Origin of the sequence: Bradyrhizobium sp. BRP56 (assembly GCF_020194035.1) — a bacterium.
In the GTDB taxonomy this organism is placed as follows: domain Bacteria; phylum Pseudomonadota; class Alphaproteobacteria; order Rhizobiales; family Xanthobacteraceae; genus Bradyrhizobium; species Bradyrhizobium australafricanum.
The window spans coordinates 331,290-347,599 of sequence record NZ_JADYVV010000002.1 but is presented as its reverse complement, the minus strand read 5'-3'; the positions used below and the strand labels follow the sequence as shown (position 1 = coordinate 347,599).

Sequence of the window (16,310 nt, the reverse complement as noted above, 5' to 3'; positions counted from 1 at the left end):
CGCCCGGCCCGTCTGACGGTGCAATGTGGTGGGTTTATGCTGTCGGCGATTACCTTCGCGTGCTGGCCCATTGTTTCACGAAGCCGGGATAACGCAATGAACCGTCGCCAGTTTCTCGCCTCCACCACTGCCGCGATTTTGACCACGAGAGCGCAGGCGCAGGATGCCCAGACGCCGTTCCGGGTGAAATATTTCAACGTCGACGCCGGGACCGGCCTGCACGATGTCACGCCAGCGCCCGATGGCACCGTCTGGTTCACGGGCCAGCGCAGCGGTGCGCTGGGCCGGCTCAATCCGCGCGACAGTGCGTTCAAGCTGGTCAGCCTCGGCAAGGGTGCGGCCCCGCACGGCGTCACGATCGGCCCCGACGGCGCGCCATGGGTAACCGAGGGCGGGCAGAATGCGATCGCCCGCGTCGACCCCGGCGACCACAAGGTGACGCTGTTCCGCCTGCCTGAGAAAGCCGCTGACGCCAATCTCAACACCGGCGTGTTCGACAAGCGCGGCGTCTACTGGTTTACCGGCCAGTCCGGCTTCTACGGCCGGCTCGATCCGAAATCCGGTGAGATGAAGGTGTTCGAGGCACCGCGCGGCGTCGGCCCCTACGGCATCACCGTGACCCCAAACGGCGACATCTGGTACGCCTCGCTTGCCGGCAGCTATATCGCACGGATTGACCTTGCGACCGGCAACGCCAGCGTGGTCCAGCCGCCGACGCCGAAACAGGGCGCGCGACGGGTGTGGTCGGATTCGCGGGGGCGGATCTGGGTCAGCGAATGGAACAGCGGCAACGTGTCGGTGCACGATCCCGCCGACGGGACGTGGAGGGCCTGGAAGCTGCCCGGCAGCAATCCGCGGACCTATGCCGTCTATGTCGACGACAAGGATAAGGTCTGGCTCACCGATTTCTCGGCCAACGCGATCGTGCGCTTCGATCCGGTGGGCGCGACCTTCAACGCCTTTCCGAGCGACCGCGCCGGCGCGAATGTCCGGCAACTCGATGGCCGGCCCGGCGAGGTTTGGGGCTGTGAATCCGGCCAAGACCGCTTGGTCCTGATCCAGACTGCCGCGCCCTCGTAGGACCCTGCCCCCGCACGCGGACGGTTGACGAACCGCCCGCTTCCGTTCATTTCGGCCGCTCCCACAAGGATGAGGCCCATGGCGAAGAAAACCCTGCAACTCGGCCGTGCCGTCGCGTGGCCGGATAGCCCGGACAAGGCGGTGCTCGACCGCGTCCCCAATCCGCAGGCCGGCACGGATTATCTGGTGCGCTTCGCTATCCCGGAATTCACCTCGGTCTGCCCGATCACCGGCCAGCCGGACTTCGCCCATCTGGTGCTCGACTATGTGCCGGGCCGGTGGCTCCTGGAATCTAAGTCGCTGAAACTCTATGCGGCGAGCTTCCGCAATCACGGCGCCTTCCACGAGGATTGCACCGTCATGATCGGCAAGCGCATCTCGGACGAGATCAAGCCGAAATGGCTGCGCATCGGCGGCTATTGGTATCCGCGTGGCGGCATCCCGATCGACGTGTTCTTTCAGACCGGCCGACTGCCGAAAGGCGTCTGGGTTCCCGATCAGGGCGTCGTGCCCTATCGAGGCCGGGGCTGATCCGACGTCTCAATAGGCGCTCAGCAGATCGACCTTGGCATTGGCGAGGATGAGGCGGCGCGCCAGCAGTGCGGAAAGATTGCGCATGATCTTCATCGAAATCTGCGGGTGGAGCTGACGATAGTCGGCAAAGCTGTCGATCGGTAGCTCGAGGCATTTGACCGGCGTGTCCGCCCAGACGTCGGCGCTGCGGTGGCTCTCGATGATCGCCATCTCGCCGAACTCCATCCCCGGCCCAAGGGAGGCAAGCCGCACGCCGCTCGGCAGCTTCACGCTCACCATCCCGCTTTGCAGGAAGAACAACGAATTGGCCGGCTCGCCGGCCACGACGATGCGCTGGCCGGCGTCGTAGCGGCGCGGCGTCGAGAGTTCGGCGAGCGCAGCGATCTCCTCGGGCGCGAGATCGGCCAAGAGCGCCTGCTCGCCGAGATGGGCGGTCTCCTTGGTCTCGGTGAAGCCGCCATAGCGGTAGATCAGTTGATCCTCGGCCCATTCAACGGCGTCGTCGAGCAGCGGAAAATGCCGCAACCGCTTCGGCTCTTCGATCTGCGCGCGGATCGTGGCCCAGACCGGCGACGTCGTCTCGACACCGGAGATGATCGTCGTGACACCGGAATTTCCGAGCGTGGCGATTTTCTCAGCCAGCAGCTGGGCGCCGGCTGCCGTGATGTCGGGCACGCGGTGGAAATCTAGGATCAGCAGCGGCGCGCCGGGCGGCTCGCTGGACAGCCGGCGAGTGACATAGTCGATCGACGCGAAGTTGAGCGCCCCCACCAGCTCGATGACGCGGGTGTCGCTGTGGCGGTCATCAAGGATCTGCTGTTCGTGCGGCTGGCGGCTGCGGCGGGAGGTGATGCCGAAGATGTCGTAGTCGGCGATGATGCAGGTGCGGACGTCGCCGCTGCGGTTGAGCATATGCAGATCAAATCGCGCCGACAGCGCCTCGCAAACCTTCAGGCCTCGCACGCTGTTGAAGTGCCCATCGAGCAGCGGCGAAAAGGTGCCGAGCCCCAATTGCGACGGGAGCGCTGCGACGATGCCGCCGCCGACCCCACTCTTGGCGGGCATTCCGACGCGATAGATCCACTCGCCGGCATAGTCGTACATGCCCGAGCTCGTCATCACCGACAGCGTGCGCGCGACGACATGCGGCGTCACCACCTGGACGCCGGTGACCGGATTGACGCCGCGATTGGCGAGCGTTGCGGCCATCACCGCGAGGTCGCGCGCGGTGACGAGAATTGCGCATTGCCGGAAATAGATATCGAGCACGGCATCGACGCCGTCCTGCAGCACGAGGTAGTTGCGCAGCAGCCAGGCGATCGCGCGATTGCGGTTGCCGGTCGCCGTCTCCGACGCATGGACCGCGTCGTCGACGTCGAGTTCGCGGCCGGCAAATTGGCCGAGCTTGTCCCGGATGCGCTCGAATGCGGCGCGGCCATCGACCTCGTGGATCAGCCCGGAGCAGGCAATCGCGCCGGCGTTGACCATCGGATTGAACGGCTTGTTGTCGTTGGTCAGCCGGATCGAGTTGAATGCCTCACCGCTCGGCTCGACGCCGATCGCCGACGCGACGCGCGCTTCGCCGACGAGATCGAGGGCCAGCGCAAACACGAACGCCTTCGAAACGGACTGGATGGTGAAAGGAGCGGCGCTGTCGCCGACTTCGTAGACATGGCCATCGATGGTGACGAGGCTGATGCCGAAATGCGCCGGGTTGGCCCGTTTCAGCTCCGGAATGTAGTCGGCGAGCGCGCCGGAATTGTCCGATTTGAATTCTTGGTGGCAGGAGGCCAGAAAACGTTGAAGTGGAGGCTCGGTGCCATATCCCGTTGTCCTGACGTCCGCATTCCCTCGAATAGGCCAGCCAGTCTGGACGTCCACGCTCTCACCTCAAATGGCGAGAAATAAGCAATCCTCATGCCATGCGCGGTCGTCCGAACGCTGCTGCGACATGCGTCATCCTGACGCTGCACCCCGCTTCCCTGCTTGTTGTGTCTGCCACCGCCGGTGGGCCCGTGGACGCCTAGGTTGTCTGCGCATCGGCGGGCCTGGTCTGCCGCAGAAACCGCGCGCAGATAAAGCCGAGCACGACCATCACGGCGGCGGCCGAGACCAGCGTCGCGGTCTTGCCGACGTGTTGCAGGCCGAAGCCATAGGCGATCGGGCCGACGGTCTGGCCCATGAAGAAGAAGAACGAGTGCAGCGACAGCGCGGTGGCGCGCGCCTCGACCGACAGCTCGCTGGCGAACACCTGCAGGCAGCCGTGGATCATGTAGAAGCCGAGGCCCATCACCAGGAGGCTCGCCATCTGCAGCTTCCAGTGCGGCCCGAAGGCGACCCCGACCAATTGAATCGCGACCAGCGTCGCGCCGACGACCATCATCCCCCTCACCCCGATCCACGGCAGCAGGCGCGACACCGTCAGCGTGTAGAGCAATCCGCCGATCGCAAAGCCCGCGATCACGATGCCGGCGATCGACAGCGAGGTCTCGCCGAGCTCGAACAGGAACGAGGCGATGAAGGGAAACAGCCCGAGCACGCAGCAGCCTTCGATGAAGACCGCCGAGTAGCAGATGCGGGCGTTCGGATTGGTGAAGATGGTGCGGTAGCCGTGGCGAAGGGCCTTCAGGCTGGTGCGCGGCGGACGGTTCAGCGCGGCGCCGCGGAAGCCGGCCGCAACCGCCAGCGCGACGATGATCACGAGGCCGCCGAGCACCGCGAGCACGCCGCGCCAGCCGAGGAAGTCGCCGATCAGGCCGGATGCCGTGGCACCGAGCAGATTGCCGGTCATCGAGCCGGCCAGCGTTCGCCCGATCGCGAGCTGCCGCTTATCCGGACCGACCAGATCGCTGGTCAGCGACAGCGCCACCGGAAACACGCCGCCCGAGCCGACGCCGGCAAGGATGCGGGTCACGAACAGCATCGGAAACGAGGTCGAGAGCGCGCCGAGAATGTTGGCGACGCCGAGCAGTCCGAGGCAGATCGTCATCAGCCGCGCCTTGCCGAACAGGTCGGCAGCGGCGCCGATCGCCGGCTGCACCGCGGCGAAGGTAAAGGCGAACACCGCGGCAAAGCTCGCCGCCGTCGCGATGCTGACGCCGAAATCATCAGCGACATGCGGCAGCACCGGATCGAGCGCGCGCACCGACAGGCTCGCCGCGAAGGTCGCCAGCGTGATCACGTTGAGGGCCGGCGGCATGCCGCTGGTTGCGGTCATGTCGTTGTCCGCCGGTCAGGCCGCCGTCTTCGCCAGCGCGTCGAACTGCATCAGCCGCTTGACGAGGGACTCGAAGTCACGGAGCGGCACCATGTTGGGGCCATCGGACGGCGCGTGATCCGGATCGGGATGGGTCTCGATGAACACGCCGGCGACGCCGACTGCGACCGCGGCGCGCGCCAGCACCGGCACGAATTCACGCTCGCCGCCCGACGAGGTGCCCTTGCCGCCGGGCTGCTGCACCGAATGGGTGGCGTCGAAGATGACAGGCGCGCCGGTGGTGCGCGACAAGATCGGCAGCGCGCGCATGTCCGAGACCAGCGTGTTGTAGCCGAACGATGCGCCGCGCTCGGTGACCAGGACATTGGCGTTGCCGGCGCCGGTGATCTTGCTGACCACATTGGCCATGTCCCACGGCGCCAGGAACTGGCCCTTCTTGACATTGACGGCCTTGCCGGTCGCGGCCGCAGCCAGCAACAGATCGGTCTGCCGGCACAGGAAGGCCGGGATTTGCAGCACGTCGACCGCCTGCGCCACGTCGGCGCACTGGGTCGCCTCATGCACGTCGGTCAGCACCGGCAGCCCGAGCGAAGACCGGATCTCGGCGAAGATCGGCAGCGCCTGCGCCAATCCGATGCCGCGCGCCGCCGTCGCGCTGGTGCGGTTCGCCTTGTCGAACGAGGTCTTGTACACCAGACCGATCTTGAGCCTGGCCGCGATCTCCTTCAGCGCGGACGCCACTTCAAGCGCATGCGCGCGGCTCTCGAGCTGGCACGGACCGGCGATGATCGAAATCGGCAAGGCATTGCCGAACTTGGCCGATCCGACGGGAACGATCGGCGCGGCTTGCGCGGAAACTTGATTGGTCAAAATGCTGCATCCTTTTGCCGGCGACCATGCAGTCCCGGGCGGGACGGATCAAGCCATCCCGCACGATGAGGGGATTGCGCTGACGCCGTGGGTGCGCCGTGCTAACACAATCCCGCCCAAACAGCGCCTATAAACTGGCGCGGAACAGATTCCCATGAGGAAGCCATGCGCATCCCGCTGATGATCGGAGCCGTCGCCGCCCTGTCGGCGATGTCGGGCCTCGCCTACGGCCAGACCAGCAGCCAGCCCGGGGTCGTCACCAGCGGCGCCACCGGCGTGACCGTCAATGGCAAGCCGGCGGCGCGCAGTGGCGACACCACCAGCAATGGCGGCGCGCTTGTCGAGGGCGTGCCCAACGTCCTGATCAACGGCAAGCCGGCGGTGGTCATGGGCGATCGCACGCATTGCGGCGGCAAGACGACCTCCGGCAGCCACGGCGTCTTCATCAACGGCAAGCCGATGGTGACCCAGGGCGATCAGACCTCGGGCTGCCCGCAATAGCCGCGCCGTCACTGGGCGCGACGAAGTCTCGTCATCGCGCCCCCTGCGTCCACCGCGTCACTTGACCGACGAAAACGCCGTCGGCACCAGAAGCTGGTTGACGATGTTGAGGACGATCTGGCCGTCCTCCTCGGTCTTGGCGCGCGCGGTGATCCACTCCGGATCGGTCTGGAACGCGGTCCACTTCTTCTCGCGCTCGGCGAGCGATTCCCAGGCCAGCAGATAGGTCAGCTCCTGGTTGGATTCCCCGACCAGCGTCGTGAAGAAGCCGGCCTGCCTGATGCCGTGCTTGTCCCAGAGCTTCAGCGTGATGGTCTCGAAGCGCTTGAGCAGCGCCGGCAGCCGTCCCGGCAGGCAGCGATAGACGCGGGTCTCGTAGATCATTGGCAGTCCTCCCAGATTTGTGTGCGGGCGGTTATAGCCAGCGCCTTCCGGACTGTCTTGAGGGGGTGACAACATGGCACCCCTGCTCGCGACAGGCAGCCATTTCCGCAATGTTGTTGCAATGTTACTTGCCCTAAAACCTGCCTTCAGGAGCTGGACCCACAAGGACATGCGGATACTGCTGGTTGAGGATGAGGCCGAAATGGCGGCGGCGCTGTCACAGGCGCTGAAGGGCTACGACATGGTGGTCGACCACGTGCCGAACCTTGCCGAGGCCGAGGAAGCGATCTGTGCCGACGTGCATGGCGCGGTCCTGCTCGACCGCCAGCTTCCGGACGGCGACGGCCTCACCCTGATCCCGAAGCTGCGCGCCAAGGCCGACGGTGTCCCGATCATCGTGCTGACCGCGCGCGGCGACCTCACCGACCGCATCACCGGCCTCGACAGTGGCGCCGACGACTATCTGGCCAAGCCGTTCGCCGTCGAGGAGCTGCTGGCGCGGCTGCGCGCCGTGCTGCGCCGCCCCGCCGGACTGCAGTTCGAGATCATCAGGGCCGGCCGCGTGGCGTTCGATTGCAGCCATCGGGAGGCCAGCGTCGACGGCCGTCCGCTCGACCTGCCGCGGCGCGAACTGCTGGTGCTGGAGACGCTGCTGCGCCGCATGGGCCGCACCGTGCTGCGCGCGACGCTGGAGGAAGCCGTCTATAATTTCGAGGACGAGATCCAGTCGAACGCGCTCGATGCGCACGTCTCGCGTCTCAGGCGCAAGCTTGCCGACGCCAACGCCGGCGTCGAGATCCACAGCATCCGCGGCGTCGGCTATCTCCTGAAGCAAACGTCATGAGCGAACAGGCCGAGCACTATTGCCTGCGCTCGCAACTGAGCTGGCGGCTGGTGACGCTGCAGGCGCTGCTGCTTGCCATGCTGATCGTCTGCCTGATCAGCGCGTTGTGTGCCACCGGCTTCCTGATCGTTCCGCGCGATGAGGATCATGTGATTTCCATCGTGCAGGGCGCGGTCGCGCGCGACGGCAAGGGCGAGCTGATCTTGCGCCCGACGGCCGAACTGCAAAAGCTTCGTGACGACACGCCCGACCTCTGGTTCCTGGTGCGCGACCGGCAAGGCCGTTCGCTGAGGGAAGGCGCGGTGCCGCCGGAATTTGCCAGGATCGGTGACGCGCTCGACCAGATCAGCCAGGCGCGGCTCGGCTGGCAGATGTTCGAGGATGATCCGCGCAAGCCGCCGGCGCGGCTGAAGCGCGTCAATTCCGACGCCGGCCCGGTGCAGGTGCTCACAGCGACGCAAGGGCCAATGTCGAGCGTCAAGACCGCGCTCGCCACGACGCTGGCATTCCTCGCCATTGCCCTGCCCGGCCTCTTCCTGATGGCATGCGCCACCTTCATCGCGACGCCGATGGTGGTGAAGCGCGCTTTCGCCGGTCTCGATACCACCGCCGACGAAGCGCGCCGGATCGATTTCCGCCAGCGCGGCAGCCGGCTGTCGGCGGACCATCTGCCGCTCGAAGTGGCGCCGCTGGTCACCGCCATCAACGATGCGCTGAAACGGCTCGACGACGGCTATTCCCGGCATCAGCGCTTCGTCGCCGACGCGGCGCATGAATTGCGCACGCCGATCGCGATCCTCAACACGCGGCTGGAGTCGCTGCCGCCAGGCCCGGAGAAAACCCGCCTGCTCGAGGATTCGGCGCGGCTTGCGACATTGGCCGAGCAGCTGCTCGACATCCAGCGCTTCGACCAGTGCCGCAATCCGTTTGTCCGCGTCGATCTCGTCGCGGTCGCACGCAATGTCGCGGCCGACCTTGCGCCGCTCGCGATCGCGGCCGGCTACGAGCTGTCGCTCGAACCCGCAACCGATCGGGTTGAGACCTTGGGCGATCGGGCGGCGCTGGAGCGCGCGCTCACCAATCTGGTGCAGAACGCCATCCAGCATGGCGGCCGCCGCGGCACCATCACCATCCATGTCGGCAGCGCCGCGACGATCGACGTATCGGATGAAGGCGACGGCATTCCACAGGACCAGCGCACTCGGATCTTCGATCCGTTCTATCGGCTCGCGCCGCTCGACCGCGGCGCCGGGCTCGGCCTCAACATGGTGCGCGAGATCGCAAGGCTGCACGGCGGTCATGTCTCCGTGCTCGACGGTCCGAAGGGCGGCGCGTGCTTCCGCCTCACCTTACCGCCGGCGCCCTTCGCGTCGTGATGCCAAAGCGTTTTCGAGCGAAGCCTGTCCCGCACTCGATGCGGGATGGGCACCGGTACGCGTGAGGGAAACGCGTCAAAGCCAGAGTCGAGAGCCCCGTTCCGATTCAATCGGAATGGGGACCTCGCGCAATGTTGTCGCAATGCAGCTCCCGCAAACAAGGCATCACGCTTCGCATCTTGAGTCGAAGCGCCGCGACACTTTGCTGGGAATCCCAATGTCACATGATCTGCTGTCTTTCTTCACGGCGTGGATGGCGGCCCCGGGCCGCGTCGGCGCCATTGCGCCGTCGGGCGCTGCGCTCGCCGAACTGATCACGCGCGACATCAGCGCCGACACCGGCCCGGTGCTCGAGCTCGGTCCGGGCACGGGCGCGTTCACCTATCAGCTGTTGAAGCGCGGCGTGCGCCAGCAGGATCTGACGCTGATCGAATACGGCTCGGATTTCATGCGGCTGTTGCAGCTGCGCTTTCCCGGTGCGCGGGTGCTGTGGATGGACGCGGCGCGCCTCGCCTCGGAGCGGCTCTACGATGGCGCGCCGGTCGGCGCCGTCGTCAGCGGACTGCCGCTGCTCAACATGTCGCCGCGCAAGGTCATCTCGATCGTCGGCGGCGCGTTCAGCTATCTGCGTCCCGGCGGCGCGTTCTATCAATTCACCTACGGCATGCGCTGCCCGGTGCCGCGGCCGATCCTCGACCGGCTCGGTCTGCGCGCCACGCTGATCGACCGCGCCATCCTCAACGTGCCGCCGGCCGCGGTCTACCGGCTGACGCGACGTCCGCAATACAAGGTGATGACGCGCGACGGTACGCCGGCGGCTGATGCAAACGTTTCACCGATCAAGAAGGAACGCCGGGCCAGCGAGGACTGCGCCGTGTAACGGCGCAGCTGACGGCCGCTCAGTTAAACCAGCCGGCTCTGCTTGGCTGCCGCCTCGATGAACGACGCAAAGAGAGGATGCGGTTCAAAGGGGCGCGATTTCAGCTCGGGATGGAACTGGACGCCGATGAACCAGGGATGGTCCTCGTACTCCACGATCTCCGGCAGCACGCCGTCGGGCGACATGCCGGAGAAGCGCAGGCCGTGCTGCTCGAGGCGATCCTTGTAGGCGGTGTTGACCTCGTAGCGATGGCGGTGCCGCTCGGAGATCTCGGTCGCGCCGCCATAGACCTGCGAGACACGGCTGCCGCGGTTGAGCGCCGCGGGATAGGCCCCGAGCCGCATCGTGCCGCCGAGATCGCCGCTCTGCGAGCGCTTCTCGAGCTCGTTGCCGCGCAGCCATTCCGTCATCAGGCCGACCAGCGGCTCCTTGGTCGGGCCGAACTCGGTCGAGTTGGCGTCCTCGATGCCGACCAGATTGCGCGCCGCCTCGATCACCGCCATCTGCATGCCGAAGCAGATGCCGAAATACGGCACGTCACGCTCGCGCGCGAACTGCGCCGCGCGGATCTTGCCCTCGGCGCCGCGCTGGCCGAAGCCGCCGGGCACCAGGATGCCGTTGACGTGCTCGAGGAACGGCGCCGGGTCCTCGTTCTCGAACACCTCGCTCTCGATCCAGTCGAGATTGACCTTCACCTTGTTGGCGATGCCGCCGTGCGACAGCGCCTCGATCAGCGATTTGTAGGCGTCCTTCATGCCGGTGTATTTGCCGACGATGGCGATCGTCACCGCGCCTTCCGGATTGCGGACGCGCTCGTTGATGACGTGCCAGCTCTGCAGCGCCGGCGGAATCTTCGCGGTGATGCCGAACGCGGCCAGCACCTCGTCGTCGAGGCCGGCGGCGTGATAGGCCTCCGGCACGGCGTAGATGTTGTCGACGTCGCGCGCCTCGATCACGGCGCTCTCGCGCACGTTGCAGAACAGGCCGAGCTTGCGCCGCTCCTCCTTGGGGATTTCGCGGTCGGTGCGGCACAGCAGGATGTCCGGCTGGATGCCGATCGAGCGCAGCTCCTTCACCGAGTGCTGCGTCGGTTTTGTCTTGAGTTCGCCGGCACTTGGAATGTACGGCAGAAGCGTTAGGTGAATGTAGACCGCGTGATCGCGCGGCAGTTCGTTCTTGAGCTGGCGGATCGCCTCGAAGAACGGCAGGCCCTCGATGTCGCCGACGGTGCCGCCGATCTCGACCAGCACGAAATCGAACTCGTCGTTACCCGACAGCACGAATTCCTTGATCGCGTTGGTGACGTGCGGGACCACCTGGATGGTGGCGCCGAGATAATCGCCGCGGCGCTCCTTCGTGATGATGTCCTGGTAGATTCGCCCGGTCGTGATGTTGTCGGCCTTGGTGGCCGGACGACCGGTGAAACGCTCGTAATGGCCGAGATCGAGATCGGTCTCGGCGCCGTCGTCGGTCACGAACACTTCGCCGTGCTGATACGGCGACATCGTTCCGGGATCGAGGTTGAGATAGGGATCGAGCTTGCGAAGGCGGACTTTGTAGCCCCTGGCCTGCAGCAGAGCGCCGAGCGCCGCTGAAGCCAGACCCTTGCCGAGCGAGGAGACCACGCCGCCGGTGATGAATATGTACCGCGCCATGGGACTTTACCTTTAATCCGACTCCGGCGATTCGCAAAACGAATCGGCTGTTCCCGGCAAACAATTCGCCGGGCTGTGGGTTGCATCGAACTGGAAGCGATTTCAGAGCATTGATGGGGGTTTCTGATGCAGGATGCCAGCGGGGCATCCTGCATGGCCACCCTGCTTTATTGCGACCGTGGCGCCTGCGGGCCGCTCGGGGCCTGCTGCCCCTGCTGCTCGTCGGCCTTCTTCAGCGAATCGAGGATGCCGCCCGAGGTCGGCGCGTTCATCGGCGTGCCGCCGGCCGGCTGCGTCTGCGCCGGTGCGCCGGCGCCGATGATCGAGCTCGGCTTGCGGTCGTAGCCTGCGTACCAGGACAGGAACAGGCTGGTGATGAAGAAGCCCACCGCGAGGATCGCCGTGGTGCGCGTCAGCAAATTGGCGGTGCCGCGGCTCGACATGAAGCCGGCGCCGCCTCCCATGCCAAGGCCACCGCCTTCGGATTTCTGCAACAGCACGGCGCCGATCATGACGGCGACAATCATGAGGTGGACAATGATAACGACAGTCTGCATCGCAAGCCTTCCGTCACAAGCCGCCAAGCGGCCAGACAAACGGCGCTATCGGCTCTACGGTTTTCGTGAAGTCGCGCCCTGTTACACGATTGCACCGGGCATTGTCACCCCCGAGATAGTCGCACTGTCCACGATCACAAGCGGCGCCGATCGCGGCCCGGCCGGGCCTTGCCGGGAACCGGTGATTTCTACTATAATGGACATATGGATACTTTGATAGACGACCTGAGCCAACGCTTGGCGCAGCGGATCAGGCTCGAGCGCGACGGCCGGGGCTGGTCGCTGGCCGATCTCGCCGAACGCGCTGGCGTCTCGAAGGCCACGATCAGCAAGATCGAGCGCGCCGACGTCAGCCCCACCGCGGTCGTGCTGGTGCGCCTCGCCTCGGCTTTCGATCTCACCCTGGCCGGCCTGATGTTGCGCGCCGAAGGCCACGGCGAACGGCTGTCGCGCGCCGCCGCGCAACCGGTCTGGCGCGATCCGGAAACCGGCTATCTGCGCCGCCAGGTGTTCAGCCGTCCCGACCATCCGGTCGAACTGGTGCGGGTCGAGCTGCCGCCGAAGCAGACCGTGACCCTGCCCGCCTCCTCCTACGCGCATATCCGCCAACTGGTCTGGGTGCTCAGCGGCAGCCTCGTCATCACCGAAGGCGGCGCGCGCCATTTGCTCGCCGCCGGCGATTGCCTCGGATTCGGCCCGCCGGCGGAGACGACCTTCGCCAACGAGACCAACGTCTCCTGCACCTATGTGGTCACCCTGGCCCGGAGCTGATGCATGTCGCAGTTTGCCATCAAGCCGCTCGAGGATGCGCCCGGGATTCGCAGCGCGCTCAGCGAATTGTTGATCGAGACCGTCGCCGGCGGCGGCTCGGTGAGCTTCATGCATCCGTTGTCGCCGGATGACGCCGATGCATTCTGGCAGGACTCGCTCGGCGCCGCCGCGCGTGGCGAGCGCATCGTGCTCGGCGCATTCACCGGCAATGATCTGATCGGCACGGTGACGCTGCTGCTCAAGCTCCCGCCCAACCAGCCGCATCGGGCGGAAATTGCAAAGATGATGACGCGCGTCACCCATCGCCACCGCGGCGTCGCGACGGAATTGATGCGCGCGGCCGAGCAGCTTGCGATCACGCACGGCCGCACACTGCTGGTGCTCGACACCGCCGAAGAGGACGGCGCCGCCCCGCTCTACGAAAGGCTGGGATTTCAGCTCACCGGCATCATCCCCGACTACGCGCTGAAGCCGCATGGCGGCCTCACCGGGACGATGATCTATTGGAAGCGGATCGGCGCGGCGGCAGCTGCTTAATTCTGTCGAGCAGACGCCGATGGCAACTGGCCCCGCAATACTGGCAACCCCGTCATCCTGAGGAGCCGCGAAGCGGCGTCTCGAAGGATGAACGGCCACGGGCCGGGCCGTCGACCCTTCGAGGCTCGCTCCGCTCGCACCTCAGGGTGACGGTGAGCGCACCCAATCCGCGGCGGCGCCGCCTAACACCCCGCAGCGATCGCCAAAAAGTCCGACGCCTTCAGGCTGGCGCCGCCGACCAGTGCGCCGTTGACATTGGCGACGGCCATCAGCTCGGCCGCGTTCGACGGCTTGACCGAGCCGCCATAGAGGATCCTGATCCTGTTTCCCTCGCCCTTGAAGCGATCGGTGAGCTGACCTCGGATAAACCTGTGAACTTCCTCGACATCCTTGGCGGTCGGGGTCAGGCCGGTGCCAATCGCCCAGACCGGCTCATAGGCCACCACCAGATTGGCCGCGGTCGTGCCGTCGGGCAGCGAGCCCGCAAGCTGGGTGCCGCAGACATCGAGCGTCTTGCCGGCGTCGCGCTGCTCGCGCGTCTCGCCGATGCAGACGATCGCGGTCAACCCGGCGCGCCACACGGCCTCCGCCTTCTGCCGAATCAAGGCATCGGTCTCGCCGTGGTCGGCGCGCCGCTCGGAATGGCCGACGATGATCGCGACCGCGCCGAGATCCTTGAACATCTCCGCCGAGAGATCGCCGGTGTGGGCGCCCGATGCCTTGGGATGGCAATCCTGGGCGCCGACCGCGACCTTCGAGCCGCGCGCCTTGTCGGCGAACGCCCCGACCAATGTCGCGGGCGGACAGACCAGGAGATCAGCCTTCCCGGCGACATCGCCGGCGCCGGCCAGCATCGCGTCGAACTCGGCAAAAGAGGATTTCAGGCCGTTCATTTTCCAGTTGCCGGCGATCAGCGGCCGGATGGCGTCGGTCATGTCGGATTTCCCATCGTTCAAGCGTGTCCTTGCGCTACCAGAGCCGGGCGGCGACTTCCAGAGCGCGGCTTCGCGCACACCGTGCGACGCTTCCGCCCGCGCGGCCAAGGTTGCGGGGGCGCTTCGGCCACTTTATGATGGGTTTTCAACCCGGTGACGCCCTGCTGCGGGACAAAAGCCTCGACTTTCGGCTCCCCATTGGGCACGACCCGGTTCCCCTCCTGTAAAACAAGTTGGACCCATGCTTCGAGGAATGCGGAAAGCCTCATCAAACTGGCTCGGCAAGACGATTATGGCCGTGGTGATGGGCGTTTTGATCGTCAGTTTCGGAATTTGGGGCATTGCCGACATTTTCAAGGGGTTTGGCCAGTCGACCTTCGCCAAGGTGGGCGGGACCGAGATTTCGGCCGAGCAGTTCCGCCAGATCTATACCGACCGCCTGCAGCAGCTTGGCCGTCAGTTCGGCCGCCCGCTGACGCCGGACCAGGCGCGCGCCTTCGGCATCGACCGCCAGGTGCTGCAGCAGACGCTTGCGGAAGCCGCGATGGACGAGGAAGCGCGCCGCATGGGCCTCAACGTGTCCGACGCCGAGGTGCTGCGCGCGATCTACAACGATCCGAACTTCAAGGGCCTCAACAACCAGTTCGACCCGCAGCGTTTCCAGGCCGTGATCCGCAACTATGGCTATACCGAAGGTCGCTACATCGCCGAGCAGCGCCGCGTTGGCCTCAGGCGGCAGATCGCCGGCACCATTTCGTCCGGGATCGAGCCGCCGAAATCTCTGGTCGAGGCGCTGACCCGGTTCCAGAACGAGCAGCGTTCGATCGACTACATCACGCTCGGCGCCGCGCAGGCCGGCACCATCGATCCGCCCTCGCCCGAGGCGCTCGCCGCCTATTTCGAGGACCACAAAGCCCAGTTCCGCGCGCCCGAATACCGCAAGATCTCCTTCGTCGCCATCACGCCCGAGGAGATCGGCAAGTGGGAAACGGTGTCGGACGAGGACGCCAGGAAGATCTTCGAGGAGCGCAAGGACCGGCTCAGCACGCCGGAGAAGCGCGAGGTCTCGCAGATCGTGTTTCCGGACGCCGGCGAGGCGCAGGCCGCGCGCGGGCGGATTGCGTCGGGCGCGTCGTTTGACGACATCGCCAAGGAGCGCAACCTCAATCTGGCCGACGTCAATCTCGGCCTGGTCGCGAAGTCGGCGATCCTCGATCCGGCCGTCGCCGATGCCGCCTTCTCCCTGCCCGCAGGCGAAGTCAGCCAGCCGGTGCAGGGCCGCTTCGGCGTCGCGCTGGTCAAGGTCGGCAAGGTCGAGCCCGGCGCGACCCCGAGCTATGAGAGCCTCGCCCAGCAGGTGAAGAACGAGATCGCCTCCGAGCGCGCCCGCACCAAGGTCGCCGACCTGCGCGACAAGATGGAAGACGAGCGCGGCGGCGGCGCCAGCGTCGTCGAAGCCGCACAGAAGCTGAAGCTGACGCCGATTACCATCGACGCGGTCGATCGCTCCGGGCGGCTGCCGAACGGCCAGGTCGCGACCAACATCCCGCGCGGTCTCGACGTAGTGTCGCAGGCCTTCAGCAGCGACGTCGGCGTCGACAACGATCCGATCCAGTTCAACGGCGGCTATGTCTGGTACGACGTGCTCGGCATCACGCCGTCGCGCGAGCGCAGCCTCGATGAGGTTCGCGATCAGGTCGAGGCCAAGTGGCGCGAAGACCAGATCTCCACCAAGCTGCGTGCCAAGGCGACCGAGATCGTCCAGAAGCTCGACAGCGGCGCCAAGCTCGCCGACGAAGCCGCCGCCGCCGGCGTCAAGGTCGAAACCGCGGCGAATTTCAACCGCGAGGCCTCGCTGCCTGCCGTGCCGGCCGGCGTGATTGCGGCGGCATTCCGGACCGCCAAGGACGGTGACGGACAGACCTCCGTCGCCGGCGGCAGCCAGTGGGTGGTCTTCCGCGTCACCAACGTGACGGTGCCGCCGGTGGACTTCGCGTCCGACGCGGCCAAGCAGCTCACCGAGGCGCTGCGGCGGTCGCTCAGCGACGAGCAGGTCGCGCAATATGTCACAAAGATCGAGTCCGATATCGGTGTGACCATCAACCAGGCAGCCTTCGCACAGGTGACAGGCGCAAATAATTGAGCATGATCGGGACATCGCGACGACGC

At 66.1% G+C, this 16,310-nt stretch carries 16 protein-coding genes; 9 read left to right on the top strand and 7 right to left on the bottom strand.

All coding sequences use genetic code 11. The annotated features are described in order from the left end of the window. Positions 1–96: 96 nt before the first annotated feature. Together I6F38_RS03385 and queF are read left to right on the top strand one after the other, a co-directional pair. Positions 97–1,080 carry a lyase gene (locus tag I6F38_RS03385; protein ID WP_225159044.1) on the top strand — a complete coding sequence of 328 codons (984 nt, stop codon included), beginning with the start codon at positions 97–99 and terminating at the stop codon, positions 1,078–1,080. Positions 1,081–1,149: 69 nt separating this feature from the next. After that, the gene (gene queF / locus I6F38_RS03380; RefSeq protein WP_225159043.1) at positions 1,150–1,611 is read left to right on the top strand and encodes a preQ(1) synthase; all 462 of its coding nucleotides are present in this window, start codon (positions 1,150–1,152) and stop codon (positions 1,609–1,611) included. Between the two features lie 9 nt (positions 1,612–1,620). Here the strand turns inward: queF and glsA are convergent, their stop codons facing one another. The 3 genes from glsA to kdsA all read right to left on the bottom strand — a co-directional run bounded on the left by glsA (position 1,621) and on the right by kdsA (position 5,701). Next, on the bottom strand, positions 1,621–3,471 hold the full coding sequence (gene glsA / locus I6F38_RS03375) for a glutaminase A (protein WP_057016594.1): 1,851 nt from the start codon (positions 3,469–3,471) through the stop codon (positions 1,621–1,623). 166 nt (positions 3,472–3,637) lie between these two features. Further along, positions 3,638–4,831, bottom strand: coding sequence for an MFS transporter (locus I6F38_RS03370; RefSeq protein WP_225159042.1), 1,194 nt, complete (start codon positions 4,829–4,831; stop codon positions 3,638–3,640). Positions 4,832–4,846: 15 nt separating this feature from the next. Further along, entirely contained in the window at positions 4,847–5,701 is an 855-nt protein-coding gene (gene kdsA / locus I6F38_RS03365; protein ID WP_225159041.1) for a 3-deoxy-8-phosphooctulonate synthase, read from the bottom strand. 165 nt (positions 5,702–5,866) lie between these two features. Here kdsA and I6F38_RS03360 point away from each other — a divergent pair, with 165 nt between their 5' ends. Continuing rightward, a complete protein-coding gene (locus I6F38_RS03360; protein ID WP_069276776.1) occupies positions 5,867–6,202 on the top strand; it encodes a PAAR domain-containing protein in 336 nt (111 codons plus the stop codon). 57 nt (positions 6,203–6,259) lie between these two features. Here the strand turns inward: I6F38_RS03360 and I6F38_RS03355 are convergent, their stop codons facing one another. Beyond that, entirely contained in the window at positions 6,260–6,586 is a 327-nt protein-coding gene (locus tag I6F38_RS03355; protein WP_018271819.1) for an NIPSNAP family protein, read from the bottom strand. A gap of 169 nt (positions 6,587–6,755) precedes the next feature. Here I6F38_RS03355 and I6F38_RS03350 point away from each other — a divergent pair, with 169 nt between their 5' ends. The 3 genes from I6F38_RS03350 (at position 6,756) to I6F38_RS03340 (ending at position 9,686) form a co-directional block, all read left to right on the top strand. Next, positions 6,756–7,430 carry a response regulator transcription factor gene (locus I6F38_RS03350; protein WP_225159058.1) on the top strand — a complete coding sequence of 225 codons (675 nt, stop codon included), beginning with the start codon at positions 6,756–6,758 and terminating at the stop codon, positions 7,428–7,430. Continuing rightward, positions 7,427–8,806, top strand: coding sequence for a HAMP domain-containing sensor histidine kinase (locus I6F38_RS03345; RefSeq protein ID WP_225159040.1), 1,380 nt, complete (start codon positions 7,427–7,429; stop codon positions 8,804–8,806). The genes I6F38_RS03350 and I6F38_RS03345 overlap by 4 nt, the downstream gene beginning before the upstream one ends. 217 nt (positions 8,807–9,023) lie before the next feature. After that, positions 9,024–9,686, top strand: a complete 663-nt coding sequence (locus I6F38_RS03340; protein WP_225159039.1) for an rRNA adenine N-6-methyltransferase family protein — start codon at positions 9,024–9,026, stop codon at positions 9,684–9,686. 23 nt (positions 9,687–9,709) lie between these two features. Here I6F38_RS03340 and I6F38_RS03335 read toward each other — a convergent pair whose 3' ends face one another. Together I6F38_RS03335 and secG are read right to left on the bottom strand one after the other, a co-directional pair. Next, positions 9,710–11,341: a CTP synthase gene (locus I6F38_RS03335; RefSeq protein ID WP_057016524.1), complete on the bottom strand. Its 1,632-nt coding sequence runs from the start codon at positions 11,339–11,341 to the stop codon at positions 9,710–9,712. 167 nt (positions 11,342–11,508) lie between these two features. After that, positions 11,509–11,898 (bottom strand): preprotein translocase subunit SecG, encoded by a 390-nt coding sequence (secG, locus tag I6F38_RS03330; protein WP_225159038.1) that lies wholly within the window; start codon positions 11,896–11,898, stop codon positions 11,509–11,511. A gap of 204 nt (positions 11,899–12,102) precedes the next feature. Between secG and I6F38_RS03325 the strand changes: the two genes are divergently transcribed. Continuing rightward, positions 12,103–12,669: an XRE family transcriptional regulator gene (locus I6F38_RS03325; RefSeq protein ID WP_225159037.1), complete on the top strand. Its 567-nt coding sequence runs from the start codon at positions 12,103–12,105 to the stop codon at positions 12,667–12,669. Positions 12,670–12,672: 3 nt separating this feature from the next. Continuing rightward, positions 12,673–13,206 carry a GNAT family N-acetyltransferase gene (locus tag I6F38_RS03320; protein ID WP_225159036.1) on the top strand — a complete coding sequence of 178 codons (534 nt, stop codon included), beginning with the start codon at positions 12,673–12,675 and terminating at the stop codon, positions 13,204–13,206. 182 nt (positions 13,207–13,388) lie between these two features. Here the strand turns inward: I6F38_RS03320 and tpiA are convergent, their stop codons facing one another. Beyond that, on the bottom strand, positions 13,389–14,141 hold the full coding sequence (gene tpiA / locus I6F38_RS03315) for a triose-phosphate isomerase (protein ID WP_225159035.1): 753 nt from the start codon (positions 14,139–14,141) through the stop codon (positions 13,389–13,391). Between the two features lie 241 nt (positions 14,142–14,382). Here tpiA and I6F38_RS03310 point away from each other — a divergent pair, with 241 nt between their 5' ends. After that, the gene (locus I6F38_RS03310) at positions 14,383–16,284 is read left to right on the top strand and encodes a peptidylprolyl isomerase (RefSeq protein ID WP_225159034.1); all 1,902 of its coding nucleotides are present in this window, start codon (positions 14,383–14,385) and stop codon (positions 16,282–16,284) included. Positions 16,285–16,310 lie beyond the last annotated feature (26 nt).

Coding starts and splice junctions, on each gene's coding strand:
- I6F38_RS03320 (WP_225159036.1), top strand. CDS start 12,673: ATGTCGCAGTTTGCCATCAAGCCGCTCGAGGATGCGCCCGGGATTCGC.
- I6F38_RS03370 (WP_225159042.1), bottom strand. CDS start 4,831: ATGACCGCAACCAGCGGCATGCCGCCGGCCCTCAACGTGATCACGCTG.
- I6F38_RS03360 (WP_069276776.1), top strand. CDS start 5,867: ATGCGCATCCCGCTGATGATCGGAGCCGTCGCCGCCCTGTCGGCGATG.
- I6F38_RS03335 (WP_057016524.1), bottom strand. CDS start 11,341: ATGGCGCGGTACATATTCATCACCGGCGGCGTGGTCTCCTCGCTCGGC.
- secG (WP_225159038.1), bottom strand. CDS start 11,898: ATGCAGACTGTCGTTATCATTGTCCACCTCATGATTGTCGCCGTCATG.
- I6F38_RS03325 (WP_225159037.1), top strand. CDS start 12,103: ATGGATACTTTGATAGACGACCTGAGCCAACGCTTGGCGCAGCGGATC.
- queF (WP_225159043.1), top strand. CDS start 1,150: ATGAGGCCCATGGCGAAGAAAACCCTGCAACTCGGCCGTGCCGTCGCG.
- I6F38_RS03310 (WP_225159034.1), top strand. CDS start 14,383: ATGCTTCGAGGAATGCGGAAAGCCTCATCAAACTGGCTCGGCAAGACG.
- I6F38_RS03385 (WP_225159044.1), top strand. CDS start 97: ATGAACCGTCGCCAGTTTCTCGCCTCCACCACTGCCGCGATTTTGACC.
- I6F38_RS03350 (WP_225159058.1), top strand. CDS start 6,756: ATGCGGATACTGCTGGTTGAGGATGAGGCCGAAATGGCGGCGGCGCTG.
- I6F38_RS03340 (WP_225159039.1), top strand. CDS start 9,024: ATGTCACATGATCTGCTGTCTTTCTTCACGGCGTGGATGGCGGCCCCG.
- I6F38_RS03345 (WP_225159040.1), top strand. CDS start 7,427: ATGAGCGAACAGGCCGAGCACTATTGCCTGCGCTCGCAACTGAGCTGG.
- tpiA (WP_225159035.1), bottom strand. CDS start 14,141: ATGACCGACGCCATCCGGCCGCTGATCGCCGGCAACTGGAAAATGAAC.
- I6F38_RS03355 (WP_018271819.1), bottom strand. CDS start 6,586: ATGATCTACGAGACCCGCGTCTATCGCTGCCTGCCGGGACGGCTGCCG.